Here is a 14,328-nt window from a genome sequence, read left to right as displayed (position 1 = left end):
CCTAGTGGACGACCATGATCTTCTTGCGCAGCAGCGTCGTGCCCTCGGGCGTGGCCATGCGGGCCACGGCCACGTAGACGCCGCTGGCCACGCGGCGCCCGGACTCGTTCGCCAGATCCCAGGTGAGGCTGTGCATCTCCTCGTCGGTGTAGATCCCCGGCCCGCGGAGCGTGCGCACCTTCTCCAGGGCCATCGTGTAGATGTCGATGCTGAGCTCGAGGCCCATGCTGCTGCGGAAGCTGAACTCGGCGTAGGGCTTGCGGTCCGCGTAGACCGGATTCGGCAGCACCTCCAGCGCGCCGCCGCCCACCACCGTCACCACGAGGGTGAAGGTGGCGAAGGGCGCGCCGCCGGCCGCGCTGGCCGTGACGGTGCCGCTGTAGGTGCCCGAGGACGCGTTGTCCGGCAGCAGCACGGTGAGCGTCACCAGGCTGTCGCCGCCCGCGGGCAGCACGAAGATCCGCTCGGGCTGGAAGCGCAGCCACTCGGCGGGCAGGCGGCGGCCGGTCTCGCTGTAGAGGTCGCTCGCCTCGATCTCGATCGCCTCGACGTCCCCGCGCCCGGGGCCGTCGCTGTCGTCGGGGTTGTTCGTGGCGTCGGTGTTCACCAGCAGCAACGAGTCGCTGAGCACCGTGCCCAGGTCGAGCTCGAGGCTCACGCTGTCGGCCGTCCAGTCGAGGTCCTGGGACGTGAACGGCAGCAGCGGGTCGTCGCCCTGGGACAGCTCGAGGCCGTCGCTGAGGCCGTCGCCGTCCGTGTCGATCGCGAGCGGGTCGGTTTCGCCGCCCGAACCCCAGTCGCTGGACGCGTCCGTGGGGTCGTCGCCGTCGCGGCGACCGTTGTGGTTGGCGTCCTCGAAGCCGTCGGCCAGGCCGTCGCCGTCGCTGTCCACCAGCAGGGGATCGGTGGTGGTCGTGGGGTCGGCGTCGGCGGTGAAGTGGCCGGCGGCGGTGTCGTCGCCCTGGGGCGCGGTGAGGCCGAGCTCGAGGCCGTCGCCGAGGCCGTCGCCGTCGCTGTCGCGGGCGAGGGGCGAGGTGCCGCCGTCAACTTCGGCGTCATCGGTGACGCCGTCGTCGTCGGTGTCGTCGTCGTTGAGGAAGGTGCCGAGCACGGCCTCCAGGGCGTCGCCCAGGGTGTCCTCGTCGGTGTCGGCCAGCAGCGGGTCGCCGCCCAGGGGGCCCTCGGCGCCGTCGATGAGGCCGTCGTTGTCGCTGTCGGGATCGAGCGCGTTGATGGCCCCGTCGCCGTCGGTGTCGCCGTTCCAGTTGGGCTCGGCGCCGTCCATCAGGCCGTCGCCGTCGGTGTCGGGGTTGAGCGGCAGCGTGCCCGCCACCTGCTCGTTGTAGTCGTTGATGCCGTCGCCGTCGGTGTCGGCGAGGTTGGGGTTGGTGCCGTACGCCACCTCGTCGCCGTCCCAGATCCCGTCGCCGTCGCTGTCGCGCTGCAGCGGGTTCGTGCCCAGCTCGGCCTCGCGGCCGTCGGTGAGCACGTCGTTGTCGGTGTCGGGATCGAGGGGGTCGGTCTGGTAGCCGTCCCAGCCGTTGGTGACCTCTTCGTTGTCACCGAGGCCGTCACCGTCGGTGTCGAAGAGCAGCGGATCGGTGCCGTAGACCTGGATCTCGCCGGTGTCGCTGATGCCGTCGCCGTCGGTGTCGCTCTGCAGCGGATTCGTGCCGTAGGTGAGGATCTCGATGCGATCGTTCAGGCCGTCGCCGTCCGTGTCCGCGTTGACGGGACTCGTGCCGTAGCCCATCTCGGCGCCGTCGCTGAGGCCATCGGTGTCGGTGTCGGCGCTGCGCGGGTCGGTGGTGTAGCCGTCCTCGCCCTGGAAGACCTCCTCGTAGTCGCTGAGGCCGTCCGAGTCGGTGTCGCGCAGGGTGGCGTTGGTGCCGTGGCCGCCGAAGGCCAGGGGCCGCTCCTGGTAGTCGGTGAGGCCGTCGCCGTCCGTGTCCGCGCGCCAGGGATCGGTGATGAGCCCGTCGGTGGCGAAGGTGACCTCCTCGAAGTCGCTCAGGCCTTCGGCGTCGGTGTCGTAGAGCGCCGGGTTCGTGTGGTAAACCACCACCTCGGCGTAGTCGTCGAGGCCGTCGCTGTCGCTGTCGACGAGCACCATGCTCGTGCCCAGCGCGATCTCCTCGCCGTCGAGCAGGCCGTCGCCGTCGCTGTCGCGATCGAGCGCGTTGATCAGGCCGTCGCCGTCGGTGTCCGCGTTCCACGCGGTCTCGAGGCCGTCGAGCACCTCGTCGTCGTCGGAGTCGGGGTCGTTGGGATCGGTGCCGTTGGCGATCTCGACCGAGTCGTCCAGCAGGTCGCCGTCGCTGTCCACCTGGGCCCAGACCGGCGCTGTGAACGCGGCCGACAGGATCAGCGCGAGCAAGGCGAGCGCGAGCGTGAGGGCCGCGTGGCGCGTTCGGACTCCGGTTGCGATGCTCTTCATCCCGTGCTAGCTTCTCCTGATTCCTGGTGCCGTCGCCGTGCGACGGGGGCTCGCCCCGCGGCGTCGCTTCCCGGGGTTTCGGCAGCTTTCCTCTGCGACTGAAGCGGGGAGAAGGGTCCCGTGGACTTCCCGAACCTCTTGATGGCCGCCCCGCTCCTCGACGCGCTCCAGGGACAACGCCTGCAGAGGGTCACCTGGAACGGGCCCGTGGCCGCCCTGGTCTTCGACAGCGGCCGCGGCAGCGAGGTGCTCGTCCTCCATCTGCACCAGGAAGTGCAGTCCCTGCACCTGGACACGACGCTCCACGAGGAATTCGAGCATATTCAGTTCCAGGACCGTCGCCACGACTTCAGCTTCCTGCCCCCCCACCTCGAAGGCGCCACCTACCTGGGCGCCGCGCCGATCCGCGGGCAGAGCCTGCTGCGCCTGGACTTCGGCACCCAGGGGAACTTCAAGGAAGACAGCCGCTTGCACCTCTACGTGGAGTTCTTCGCCGGGGGGCGGGCAGTGCTCACCGACGGCACGGGGCGCGTGATCCGCGCGAGCCGCAAGGGCGCGATCGAGCACAAGCCCGGGGCGCAGTACTTGGCCGGCGCGGGCCCGGTCGTCGACCCCGGGCAAGACTTGCCGATGGGCCCGGAGGGCTTCGACGGCTGGCGGCCCGAGCTGCTGGAGCGGGTGCGCCAGGGCGGCGACGGGCGCATCCCCAGCGAGCACTGCCAGGGCGTGCGCGGCTTCAAGCCCGACTCGGTGCGCTACCTCGCGCAGCGCCCGCGCGCCCACGCCAAGGACGACCCCCGCGTCATCCTCGCCAACCGCCTCCAGCGCTGGGTGAACCGCGTGCTGAACGGGCGCGAGGGCGTCAACGTGCTCAGCTTCCCGCCCGAGCTGCACCGCGGCTGCCAGATCATGCCCTTCCCGCTCACCGACGAGGACAGCCTGGCCCTGGAGCACGACGCGATCTCCGTGTCGCGCTTCGACCACTACCCCACCGCGTTGAACTACATGGGTCGCGGCTGCCTCGCGCGCTACCAGATGCGCGAGCTGATCGAGGGCCTGCGCCGCGGCCTCGAACAGCGCCTCGCCCACAACCGCCGCCTGCTGACCAAGCTCGAGAAGGACTGGGAGCGCGCGGCCAGCGCGGGCGACCTGCGCCGCCAGGCCGACAGCCTCGCCGCCCACCTCGGCCAGGTGAAGCGCGGCATGGAGCACATCGAGCTGGACGACGTCCACGACGGCGAGCGCCGCGTGGACATCCCCCTCGACCCCGCCCGCAGCCCCCAGGACAACCTCGGCCGCCTCTACCAGCGCGCCGCCAAGGGCGAGCGCGGCCTGCAGACGGTGGAGCTGCGCCTCGAAGAGGTGCGCCGCCGCGTGGTGGAGGACGAGGAGACGCTCGGCGAGCGCCTGCCCACCCTGGCCAAGTGCCGCTGCCGCGACCTCGCCGAGATCAACGCCCTGCGCGAGGAGCTGCTGCGCCTCGGACACTCGGCCTCGCTCTTCGACCTGCGGCGCAGCGCGCCCGGCGCGCGGCCCCAGCCGGCGCAGCGGCCCTTCCGCCGCTACAGCCTGCCCGGCGGCTGGGAGGTGCTGGTGGGGCGCAACAACGCCGAAAACGACCAGCTCACCCACCGCGAGGCCGACGGCCGCGACCTCTGGTTCCACGCCGCGGGGGCGTCGGGCAGCCATGTGATCCTGCGCACCGGCGGGCATCGCAGCGGGCCACCGCGGAGCATCGTCGAGGCCGCCGCGGCCATCGCAGCCTTCCACAGCAAGGCACGGCACAGCGGGCTGGTGCCGGTGATCTACACGGAGAAGCGCTACGTGCGGAAGCCGCGGAAGGGCACGCCGGGGCTGGCGCTCTGCACGCGGGAGAAGACGGTCTTCGTCAAGCCGGAGGTACCGGGGGTGCAGGCGCCGGGGGCCTAGACGCCGGACCCGGCCGGCGCGAGGCCGTGGAGGAGGAAGTCCATGAGGGGCGCGGCGAGCTCGTCCAGCTGGCGGTCCTGGCCGTGAAGCACCCAGGCCGTGACGGATTCGTCCACCATGCCGAAGATGCAGCGCGCGGCGAAGCGGGCGTCGAGCCCCGGGCGCACCGTGCCCTCGGCCTGCCCGGACTCCAGCAGGCCGGCGATGAGGCGGAAGTAGTCCCGCAGATGCCCCTGCCCGTAGCGCTCCATGAGACGCACGCTGTGCCGCAGCTCCACCTGGAAGACCGTGGCGAGGTCGCGGTCGCGTCCCAGGGCGCCCAGGTGCAGGGCCAGCACCTGGCGCAGGCGCTCGGGCGCCGGCAGCGGCTGGCGGGCTTTGGCCTGGGCGGCCTCGAGGAAGCTTTCCATCACTTCCGCGAACACGGCCTCCAGAAGCGCCTCCTTGTTCCGATAGTAGAGATAGACGGTCCCGTCGGCCACGCCGGCCCGGGCCGCGATGTCGTGGATGCGGGTGCGGTAGAAGCCCTGCCGGCTGAAGCTCTCCACGGCCGCTGCCAGGATGCGTTCTCGCTTGTCGGCCTTGCTCTTGCTGGCGGTCACGGGCATCCTCCCTGGGGGGAATCCTAGGTGAGCCGGCCGGACGCGGCAAGGGGATCCGGGGGATGAAGGGTTGCGAAAGGCGTCGCTTCGGCGTTGACGAATCGCCAGTTAGACGCCAAGATAGATACTGAATGATATTCAGTACGGAGGCAAGCATGCGCATCTCCATCGAGCGGGCGGCGGTTCTGGGCAGCGGCGTCATGGGGTCGGCCATCGCGGCCCACCTGGCCAACGCGGGCATCCCCTCCCTCATGCTGGACGTGGTGCCGGCCGGCGCCCCCGAGGGCGACCGCGCGGCCCGCAACCGACTCGGCGCCGACGCCCTCGCCCGCGCGCTCAAGGCCAAGCCCGCGCCCTTCTTCCGGAACGACCTGGCCGCCATGGTGGAGATCGGCAACCTCGAGGACGACCTCCCCCGCATCGCCGAGGCCGACTGGATCATCGAGGTGGTCAAGGAGGACCTGGCCATCAAGAAGGCCGTGCTGGCGCGCGCGGCCAAGTACCGCCGGCCGGGCAGCATCCTGACGAGCAACACCTCGGGGCTCTCCATCGCCGCCATGGCAGAGGGCCTGGACGACGACTTCCGCCGCCACTTCCTCGGCAGCCATTTCTTCAACCCGCCGCGCTACCTGAAGCTGCTCGAGCTGATCCCCGGTCCCGACACGGACCCCGAGCTGCTCGCCGCGCTGGCGGCCTTCGCCGACCGGCGCCTGGGCAAGGGCGTCGTGATCGCGCGCGACACCCCCAACTTCGTGGCCAACCGCATCGGCGTCTTCGGCATGCTGGATACGCTGCGCGCCATGGAGGAGCAGGGACTCACCGTGGAGGAAGTGGACTTCCTCACCGGTCCGCTGGTGGGACGTCCCAAGAGCGCGAGCTTCCGCACGGCGGACCTCGTGGGCCTGGACACCTTCGTCGCCGTGGCGGGGAACGTCCACGCGGGCTGCCCCGACGACGAGCAGCGCGAGAGCTTCGCCACGCCGCCGCTGCTGGCGCGCATGATCGACAAGGGCCTGCTGGGCGAGAAGAGCGGCGCCGGCTTCTACAAGAAGTCGCGCGGCGCGGACGGCCGAAGCGACATCCTCACCCTCGACACGCTGTCCCTGGAGCATCGCGAGAAGCTGAAGCCGTCCTTCCCCGAGATCGAGGGGCTCAAGAGCATCGAGGCGCTGCCCGAGAAGGTGGCCGCGCTCGCCGCCATGGACAGCCGCGCGGGCGCCTTCACCTGGCGCACGCTGAGCCGCCTCTTCGCCTACTGCGCGCACCGCGTGGGCGAGATCTGCGACGACCCCCGCCCCATCGATGACGGCATGAAGTGGGGCTTCGCCTGGGAGGCCGGTCCCTTCGAGCTCTGGGACGCCATGGGCCTCGCGGCCACGGTGGAGCGCATGCGCGCCGAGGGCATCGCCCTGCCCGCCTGGATCGACGCCATGCTCGAGGCCGGCGCCAGCAGCTTCTACCGCGTGGAGGACGGCGCCGTGGCCGTCTGGCGCCCGGCCGACCGGGCCTACGCCGCGCCGCCCGCCGACCCCGGCAAGCTGGAGCTGAACCTGCTGCGCCGCGCCGGCGCGGTGGTGAAGCGCAACGAGGGCGCGAGCCTGATGGACCTGGGCGACGGCGTCCTCGGCCTCGAGTTCCACTCCAAGATGAACAGCATCGGCGGGGACATCCTCGGCATCACGCGGACCGCAGTCACGACCGCAACCGACGAGGGCTGGGCCGGCATCGTGGTGGGCAACCAGGGGACGAACTTCTCCGTGGGCGCCAACCTGATGCTGGTGCTCTTCGCCGCGCTGGAGGGCGACTGGGACGAGGTCAACCTCATGATCAAGGCCTTCCAGGGCGCGACGATGGCGATGAAGTACTCGCCCGTTCCCGTGGTGGTGGCGCCCGCGGCGCTGGCCCTGGGCGGCGGCGCCGAGTACGTCCTTCACGGGCAGCGCGTGCGCGCGGCGGCGGAGAGCTACATCGGCCTGGTCGAAGTCGGCGTGGGCCTGCTGCCCGCCGGCGGCGGCTGCAAGGAACTCTACCTGCGCATGCTCGAGCGCTGGTCGGGCACGGACAACCTCCTGCCCCCCGTGCGCGCGGCCTTCGAGACCATCGGCATGGCCAAGGTCTCCACCAGCGCGCTCGAGGCCCGCAGCCTCGGCTACCTGCGCGACACCGACGAGTACAGCATGAACCGCGACCGCCTGATCGCCGACGCCAAGGCCACCGTGCTGGGCATGGCCCATGCGGGTCACGACCCCGGCCATCCGCGCACGGACATCCCGGTGATGGGCGCGGCGGGCCTGGCGGCGCTGCGCGTGGGGCTCTTCAACATGGCCGATGGCGGGTACATCAGCGCGCACGACCGCAAGATCGGCGAGAAGGTCGCGAACGTCCTCTGCGGCGGCGAGCTGACCGGCACGCAGAGGGTGACCGAGGAGTATCTGCTGGAGCTCGAGCGCGAGGCCTTCCTCTCGCTCGTGGGCGAGCCGAAGACCCTCGAGCGCATCCAGCACACCCTGAAGACGGGAAAACCGCTTCGCAACTGAGAGGCCTGTCATGTCCGAAGCAGTGATCGTCGCCGCCACTCGCACCGCCGTGGGCAAGGCCCCGCGCGGGACGCTTTCGGCCACGCGTCCGGACACCCTGGCCGCCACGGCCGTGAAGGGTCTGCTCGCGCGCGTGCCCGGCCTGGACCCCGCCCTGGTGGACGACCTGATCCTCGGCTGCGCCTTTCCCGAGGCCGAGCAGGGGATGAACTTCGCCCGCCAGGTGGTCTTCCTCGCCGGCCTGCCCGACGCCGTGCCCGCCATGACGATGAACCGCTACTGCTCGAGCGGGCTGGAGGCCATCCATCTGGCCGCGCTCAAGGTGGCCAGCGGCACCGTGCGCTGCGCCATCGCCGGCGGGTCGGAGTCCATGAGCCTCATCCCCATGGGCGGGGTGAAGATCGTCCCCAATCCGGAGCTGGCCGCGCATCGCCCCGAGGCCTATCTCAACATGGGCCTCACGGCCGAGCGCGTCGCCGAGATGGACGGCGTCAGTCGCGAGGACCAGGACGCCTTCGCGCTCGAGAGCCACCGCCGCGCGGTCGCGGCGCGAGAGGGCGGTCGCTTCGACGAGGAGATCACGCCGGTGACGGTCACGCGCTCGCGCCCCGCGGGCAAGGGCGGCAAGCTGGTCAGCGCGAGCGAGGACTTCGCGCGCGACGAAGGCCCCCGCGCCGACACCAACGCCGAGGCGCTGGCGGGGCTGCGGCCGGTCTTCAAGCTGGGCGGGACCGTGACCGCCGGCAACTCGAGCCAGATGAGCGACGGCGCCGCGGCCGTGATGGTCTGCGACAGCGACTTCGCCGCCGAGCACGGCCTCACGCCCCTCGCGCGGCTGGTGAGCTACGCCGCCGCGGGGCTGGCGCCCGAGATCATGGGCCTCGGTCCGGTGGAAGCCGTGCCGAAGGCCCTGAAGGCGGCGGGGCTGGCGCTCGATGCCATGGACGTCATCGAGCTGAACGAGGCCTTCGCGGCCCAGGGCATCGCCGTGATGCGGCGCCTGGGAATGGATCCCGCGAAGACCAACGTGAACGGCGGGGCCATCGCACTGGGGCATCCGCTGGGTTGCACGGGGGCCAAGCTCACGACCCAGGCCCTCCACGAACTGCGGCGGCGCAAGGCGCGCTACGCGATGGTGACGATGTGCGTGGGCGGCGGCATGGGCGCCGCGGGGATCTTCGAGAACTTGCAGTAGCCGCCGCGGGGACGCGGGGCCCAGGACCGAAAGGGAGCACACGATGGCAGACGGAACCACCACCGACATGATCCGCGGCTGCAGTTTCCTGGTGGAGGAGCACCCGCTCGAGCGGGTCTTCACGCCCGAGGGGTTCAACTCGGAAGAGAAGATGATCGGCGACATGGTGAGCCAGTTCGTCGCCGGCTCGGTGATGCCGAAGATGGACGCGCTCGAGTCGCTGCAGGAGGGCGCCATGCCCGGCCTGCTCAAGGAGGCCGGCGCGCTGGGCCTGCTCATGATCGACGTCCCCGAGGCCTACGGCGGCATGGCCCAGCCCAAGCGCGTGGGCATGCTGGTGGCCGAGAAGCTCGCGCCCAGCGGCTCGTTCCAGGTGGGCCACGGCGCGCACACCGGCATCGGGACGCTGCCCATCGTCTACTTCGGCACGCCAGAGCAGAAGCAGAAGTACCTGCCCCGCCTGGCCACGGGCGAGATCCTCGGCGCCTACGCGCTGACCGAGGCGGGCAGCGGTTCCGACGCCATGGCCGCGCGCACGAAGGCCGTCCCCAGCGCCGACGGCAGCCACTTCGTGCTGAACGGCGAGAAGATGTGGATCACCAACGCCGGCTTCGCCGACCTGTTCATCGTCTTCGCGCAGGTGCCGCCGGAGGAGGAGGGCGGCAAGGACCGCTTCACGGCCTTCATCCTGGAGAAGGGCATGGAGGGCTTCCGCACGGGCGCCGAGGAGAAGAAGATGGGCATCAAGGGCTCCTCCACGCGCATCCTGGTGCTGGAGGACGTCAAGGTGCCCGCCGAGAACGTGCTCGGCCGCATCGGCCGCGGCGCGGCGATCGCGTTCAACATCCTCAACGTGGGCCGCTTCAAGCTGGGCGCGGGCGCCACGGGCAGCGCCGAGCTGGCGCTGATCGACGCGGTGAAGTACGGCAACGGGCGGCAGCAGTTCGGCGTGCCCATCACCAGTTTCGGCATGATCAAGCACAAGATCGGCGAGATGGCGGCGCGGGTCTACGCCGCGCAGAGCATGGTCTACCGCACGGCGGGCTACATCGACCAGAACATCGCCACGCTGGACAAGGGCGCCGAGGACTACGACGCCCAGGTGGTGGAACACGGCATCCGCGAGTACATGACGGAGTGCTCCATGATGAAGGTCTACTGCTCCGAGGCGCTGGACTACTGCGTCGACGAGTGCGTGCAGATCTTCGGCGGCTACGGCTACTCGCAGGAGTACGTGGCCGAGCGCTACTACCGCGACAGCCGCATCAACCGCATCTTCGAGGGCACGAACGAGATCAACCGGATGATCATCGCCGGAGACGTGATCAAGAAGGCGGCGAAGAACCACCTGCCGATCTTCGCGCGCGCCAAGGCGCTGCTCGAGGAGCTGATGGGCGTGCCGAGCTTCGACACCGGCGACGACGGCGACTTCCTCGGCGGCGAGCAGCACGCGGTCACCCAGGCGAAGAAGACCACGCTGCTCACCCTCGGCGCGGTGGCGCAGGAGCTGGGCGACAAGCTCAAGGAGCCCATGGCGCACGAGGAGGTGCTGAGCTTCCTGGCCGACATGATCATGGACGTCTACGCCATGGAGTCCACGGTCATGCGCACGCGCAAGATCCAGGCGCAGGGCGACGCGGCGAAGACGAACGTCGCCGCCGACATGACGCGCATCATCTGCACCGAGGGCCTCGACCGCATCGAGATGCGCGCACGCGAGACGCTGGCCGCGGTGATGAGCGGCGACACGCTGAGCACCACGCTGGCCGGCCTGCGCCGCGTGATCAAGCACACGCCGCTGGATACGGTGACCCTGCGCCGCCAGGTGGCGGACGTCTTGATCGACTCGGAGAAGTGGCCGCTCTAGTTGTCAAAAGTGCGCCCCGCGGTTTGACGCGGCATCGAAGAGGGCTATACTTCGGGTAGCACATGCGAGGACTTTGAGGGGGTCGCTTCCCCCTCCACCGGCGGGGAAGCCGCCAACGTGAAGGGTCTTCTGGGAGGACATCGAGGCAGGCGCCAACGTTCCAGTGGACGGAGCAGCGCCGACGGAACATCGGCTCCGCGAGTGCGGGGCGCGCCGCCTCCAACCAGGGTCCGTCCTCTCCCCCTTCCCGCGGTCTTCCCCGCCTCTTTCTATGCCCGGAAATCCAGCAGATTCAGCGTCGTGACCGCGTCCTTGCTGCGCTTCACCTCGCCGGGGTAGACCGCAAGGTCGATCTCACAGGTCACGGCCACCTCGGCGTGGAAGACGTGCCCGCCCACCACCTGGCAACCGAGATCGGAGAAGAGCCCGTGGATGTGCGGGAAGGGTTTCCCGTCCACGGTGCTCACGTTGCCCGTGAGGTTGACGATCTCGTACTCGCCCTCGAAGCGGGTGCGCAGGTACTCCTTCGTCTTCATGGTGAAGAGGCCGAGCTCGGGGTCGTCCACGGCGCCGATGCCGGTGAGCGCCCCGAAGCGGATGTCCTTCTCCTCGAGCCAGCGCGTCAGCGTGCTGATGATCTCCTCGCCCCGATCCAGACGGAGCAGAAAGCCCCGGGGCGTCTCGCGGTGGTCCATGGCCTCTCCTTTGGCTGCGTGCGACGATGTCCCCTGCAGTGTCCACGCGGGCGGGGTCCGCGTCCACTGCGGAGGACGGGTGCGGGGGCCGGGTTCCGCCGCCACCCGCCCCGGGGGACGGGTCTAGGCCATAACCCGTTGCCTCTGCGTTAGTTAAAAATCGACAGGCGCGGCGCCCGGATTGGCACCGCGCCTGCAATAGCCAGGGCAGCAGGGGTAAAACAAGAAGCAACCGTTGCAGTGACTGGCGCGGTTGCTTTTTTCTTTGCCCTCCGCCGCGGGCCCGCTCAGTAGCGCGACTTGACCGCCGACAGCGAGAGCGACTCGGTTGCCGTCGTGAGCGGAACGAGATCGAGCTCGTCCAGGTAGGCGTGGTCGGCATCCGAGCAGTAGTACCCGGGCAGGTCGAGCGTGTAACCCACCACCTCGATGCTCAGTTCGTGCTCACCCTGCGAGAGCGGGAGCACGAAGCTCTCCTCCAGCCACCCCTCCTCGTAGCCCGTCAACGTCGCCTGCCAGTCCCCGACCCTCACGATGACCATCCCGTAGTAGCCGATGATCTGCTGATCCTGGTCCACGCAGTGAGACGGCAGGTAGTGGTCGTAGCGGAGCCTGAGCTCGTACTCGCCGGTCAGGGGAGCCGTGACCCGCTGGGACAAGCGCGCGATGCTGCCGTAGAACTCGTCGACATGCCCCGGCGCATGGCACCCATTCGCCTGAAGGTCCAGCGTCGTGGCGTCGTAGGCGAGCACGTCGCCGTCGCAGTAGATCTGGTCCGCCTCGTCGGACGGGGTCAGCCAGACGTCCCAGCCATCCGTACCCGCAAGGAAGTGCGGATTGGTGACGAGGCTGGCCGGCGCTGCGCCCGCCGTCAGCAGGGCGAACACCAGGATCAGGGCGAATCTGTAAACGCGCTTCATGGGGACCTCCCCTTCGAGCCTTCCGGTTCCGGTGGTGCCGACTCCACGATTCCGGAGCCTTCGGTCAATTATACCGGATCCGGCACCCGGCGACCACCCCCGAGGGCCACGCCCCGGCGATCTTGCATCGCGGCAGCCGCTTGGCTAGTGTACTCGGATCGCGCGCGCCGCGCGGGCACCCGCACCTTCGGAGGATGACGATGTCGCAGGGGATCGCCAAGCAGAGCGAGGACTACTCGCGCTGGTACACGGACGTGGTCCAGAAGGCCGAGCTGGCGGACTACTCGCCCGTGAAGGGCAGCATGGTGATCCGCCCCTACGGCTACGGCCTCTGGGAGAACATGCGCGAGGGTCTGGACCGCCGCTTCAAGGCCACCGGGCACGTCAACGCCTACTTCCCCATGCTGATCCCCGAGAGCTTCCTCAAGCGCGAGGCCGAGCACGTGGAGGGCTTCGCGCCCGAGCTGGCCGTGGTCACGCACGGCGGCGGCAAGAAGCTCGAGGAGCCGCTGGTGATCCGGCCGACCAGCGAGACGATCATCTGGTCCATGTACAAGAAGTGGATCCAGAGCCACCGCGATCTGCCGCTGCTCATCAACCAGTGGGCCAACGTCGTGCGCTGGGAGATGCGCACGCGGCTCTTCCTGCGCACCACGGAGTTCCTCTGGCAGGAGGGCCACACCGCGCACGCCACGGCCGCCGAGGCCGAGGAAGAGACGCTGCGCATGCTGGACGTCTACGCCGACTTCGCCGAGAACGAGATGGCCCTGCCCGTGATCAAGGGCCTCAAGACCGAGCAGGAGAAGTTCGCCGGCGCCGTGCGCACCTACTGCATCGAGGCGCTCATGGGCGACGGCAAGGCCCTGCAGGCCGGCACCAGCCACAACCTCGGCCAGAACTTCGCGCGCGCCTTCGACGTGACCTATCAGAACGAGGCGGGCGAGCGCGAGCTGGTCTGGGCCACGAGCTGGGGCGTCTCGACGCGGCTGGTGGGCGCGCTGGTCATGGCCCACGGCGACGACGCCGGCCTCATCCTCCCCCCCCGCCTCGCGCCCGTGCAGGTGGTGGTGGTGCCCATCTACAAGACCGACGAGGAGCGCAGCGCCACGGTGGCCGAAGCCCACCGCGTGGCCGAGCAGCTCACCGCCGCCGGCCTGCGCGTCCACGTGGACGACCGCGACAACTTCAAGCCCGGCTGGAAGTACGCCGAGTGGGAACTGAAGGGCGTCCCCCTGCGGCTCGAGATCGGCCCCAAGGACCTGGAGAAGCGCTCGGTGTTCAGCGCGCGGCGGGATGTCCGCGAGAAGCAGGGCCTGGCGGTGGATGGCCTCGACAAGAGCGTCACCGACTTGCTTGCGACGATCCAGCGCGACATCTTCCAGCGCGCCGTCGACTTCCGCCGGTCGAACACCACCCGGGTCGACTCCTGGGACGAGTTCAAGGACGTGCTGGAGTCCAAGGGCGGCTTCCTGGTCGCGCACTGGGACGGCACCGACGAGACCGAGTCGGCCATCCAGGAGGAGACCAAGGCCACCATCCGCTGCATCCCGCTGGAGATGGACCCGGCCGACCTGGAGCCCGGCGTCTGCGTCTACTCGGGGCGGGCCAGTTCGCGGCGCGTGATCTTCGCGAAGTCCTACTAGCGCCACCCGGTGCCACGTGGAGGGTGCGGATGAAGACGCTACTGGCACCCCTGCTGCTCCTCGCGCTGCTGCTGCCTACCGCGGCGGTGGCCACGACACCCGAGCTCGGCGCGACGCCGATCTACGAGCAGCCGCGCAACCCCGGCGTGGCGGGGATGCTGTCCTTTTTCGTCCCCGGCGGGGGCCACTTCTACTGCGGCCACAAGCGCGCGGGGGCGATCTATCTCGGATCGTCGCTGGGGCTGGTCGCCGCGGCGGGGGTGGTCGCGCTGACTGCCGAGGACGACCACCACCTCGAGGCCCTGGGCCCGCTCTCCTTGCTCGGGGTTGCCTTTCTGGGCCTAAAGGTCGTCGACATCGGCCACGCCATGCACACGGCCCGCGAGATCAATCTCGGCCTGGCGGCCGGTCCCCGCGGCCAGCCCGGGCTGATGCTCAGCGCAAACTTCTAGCCCGCGCCGCTTGCCCCCGCCGTTCCCAACTCGATATACTTGTATGTCGGG

10 protein-coding genes are annotated in these 14,328 nt (G+C 70.0%); 6 read left to right on the top strand and 4 right to left on the bottom strand.

The genetic code is table 11. The annotated features are described in order from the left end of the window. Nucleotide 1 precedes the first annotated feature (1 nt). The gene (locus H6693_05525; GenBank protein ID MCB9515632.1) at nucleotides 2-2,437 is read right to left on the bottom strand and encodes a hypothetical protein; all 2,436 of its coding nucleotides are present in this window, start codon (nucleotides 2,435-2,437) and stop codon (nucleotides 2-4) included. A 120-nt stretch (nucleotides 2,438-2,557) separates the two neighbouring features. On the opposite strand from H6693_05525, the gene H6693_05520 reads away from it, so the two are divergent. Further along, nucleotides 2,558-4,366: a DUF814 domain-containing protein gene (locus tag H6693_05520; GenBank protein ID MCB9515631.1), complete on the top strand. Its 1,809-nt coding sequence runs from the start codon at nucleotides 2,558-2,560 to the stop codon at nucleotides 4,364-4,366. Here H6693_05520 and H6693_05515 read toward each other — a convergent pair. Then, a complete protein-coding gene (locus tag H6693_05515; protein ID MCB9515630.1) occupies nucleotides 4,363-4,968 on the bottom strand; it encodes a TetR/AcrR family transcriptional regulator in 606 nt (201 codons plus the stop codon). The genes H6693_05520 and H6693_05515 overlap by 4 nt on opposite strands. A gap of 155 nt (nucleotides 4,969-5,123) precedes the next feature. Here H6693_05515 and H6693_05510 point away from each other — a divergent pair, with 155 nt between their 5' ends. The 3 genes from H6693_05510 to H6693_05500 are packed head-to-tail and all read left to right on the top strand — an operon-like array spanning nucleotide 5,124 to nucleotide 10,567. Next, complete coding sequence (locus H6693_05510; GenBank protein MCB9515629.1) at nucleotides 5,124-7,505, top strand: 3-hydroxyacyl-CoA dehydrogenase/enoyl-CoA hydratase family protein; 2,382 nt, start codon at nucleotides 5,124-5,126, stop codon at nucleotides 7,503-7,505. A 10-nt stretch (nucleotides 7,506-7,515) separates the two neighbouring features. Continuing rightward, nucleotides 7,516-8,700: an acetyl-CoA C-acyltransferase gene (locus H6693_05505; GenBank protein MCB9515628.1), complete on the top strand. Its 1,185-nt coding sequence runs from the start codon at nucleotides 7,516-7,518 to the stop codon at nucleotides 8,698-8,700. 43 nt (nucleotides 8,701-8,743) lie between these two features. After that, nucleotides 8,744-10,567 carry an acyl-CoA dehydrogenase family protein gene (locus tag H6693_05500; protein ID MCB9515627.1) on the top strand — a complete coding sequence of 608 codons (1,824 nt, stop codon included), beginning with the start codon at nucleotides 8,744-8,746 and terminating at the stop codon, nucleotides 10,565-10,567. 269 nt (nucleotides 10,568-10,836) lie between these two features. Here the strand turns inward: H6693_05500 and H6693_05495 are convergent, their stop codons facing one another. After that, a complete protein-coding gene (locus H6693_05495) occupies nucleotides 10,837-11,262 on the bottom strand; it encodes a DNA-binding protein (GenBank protein MCB9515626.1) in 426 nt (141 codons plus the stop codon). Nucleotides 11,263-11,549: 287 nt separating this feature from the next. Further along, nucleotides 11,550-12,182 carry a hypothetical protein gene (locus H6693_05490; GenBank protein ID MCB9515625.1) on the bottom strand — a complete coding sequence of 211 codons (633 nt, stop codon included), beginning with the start codon at nucleotides 12,180-12,182 and terminating at the stop codon, nucleotides 11,550-11,552. A 200-nt stretch (nucleotides 12,183-12,382) separates the two neighbouring features. Between H6693_05490 and H6693_05485 the strand changes: the two genes are divergently transcribed. Together H6693_05485 and H6693_05480 are read left to right on the top strand one after the other, a co-directional pair. Continuing rightward, nucleotides 12,383-13,825, top strand: a complete 1,443-nt coding sequence (locus tag H6693_05485) for a proline--tRNA ligase (protein ID MCB9515624.1) — start codon at nucleotides 12,383-12,385, stop codon at nucleotides 13,823-13,825. Nucleotides 13,826-13,854: 29 nt separating this feature from the next. Further along, nucleotides 13,855-14,277 carry a hypothetical protein gene (locus H6693_05480; GenBank protein ID MCB9515623.1) on the top strand — a complete coding sequence of 141 codons (423 nt, stop codon included), beginning with the start codon at nucleotides 13,855-13,857 and terminating at the stop codon, nucleotides 14,275-14,277. Nucleotides 14,278-14,328: the final 51 nt, after the last annotated feature.

It is taken from the genome of Candidatus Latescibacterota bacterium, assembly GCA_020633725.1.
In the GTDB taxonomy this organism is placed as follows: Bacteria; Krumholzibacteriota; Krumholzibacteriia; order JACNKJ01; family JACNKJ01; genus VGXI01.
This window is presented reverse-complemented; position numbering and strand designations above follow the sequence as displayed.

Excerpts from the sequence above, each read along its gene's own strand:
- H6693_05525 (MCB9515632.1), bottom strand. The coding sequence starts at position 2,437 with ATGAAGAGCATCGCAACCGGAGTCCGAACGCGCCACGCGGCCCTCACG.
- H6693_05510 (MCB9515629.1), top strand. The coding sequence starts at position 5,124 with ATGCGCATCTCCATCGAGCGGGCGGCGGTTCTGGGCAGCGGCGTCATG.
- H6693_05505 (MCB9515628.1), top strand. The coding sequence starts at position 7,516 with ATGTCCGAAGCAGTGATCGTCGCCGCCACTCGCACCGCCGTGGGCAAG.
- H6693_05500 (MCB9515627.1), top strand. The coding sequence starts at position 8,744 with ATGGCAGACGGAACCACCACCGACATGATCCGCGGCTGCAGTTTCCTG.
- H6693_05495 (MCB9515626.1), bottom strand. The coding sequence starts at position 11,262 with ATGGACCACCGCGAGACGCCCCGGGGCTTTCTGCTCCGTCTGGATCGG.
- H6693_05490 (MCB9515625.1), bottom strand. The coding sequence starts at position 12,182 with ATGAAGCGCGTTTACAGATTCGCCCTGATCCTGGTGTTCGCCCTGCTG.
- H6693_05485 (MCB9515624.1), top strand. The coding sequence starts at position 12,383 with ATGTCGCAGGGGATCGCCAAGCAGAGCGAGGACTACTCGCGCTGGTAC.
- H6693_05480 (MCB9515623.1), top strand. The coding sequence starts at position 13,855 with ATGAAGACGCTACTGGCACCCCTGCTGCTCCTCGCGCTGCTGCTGCCT.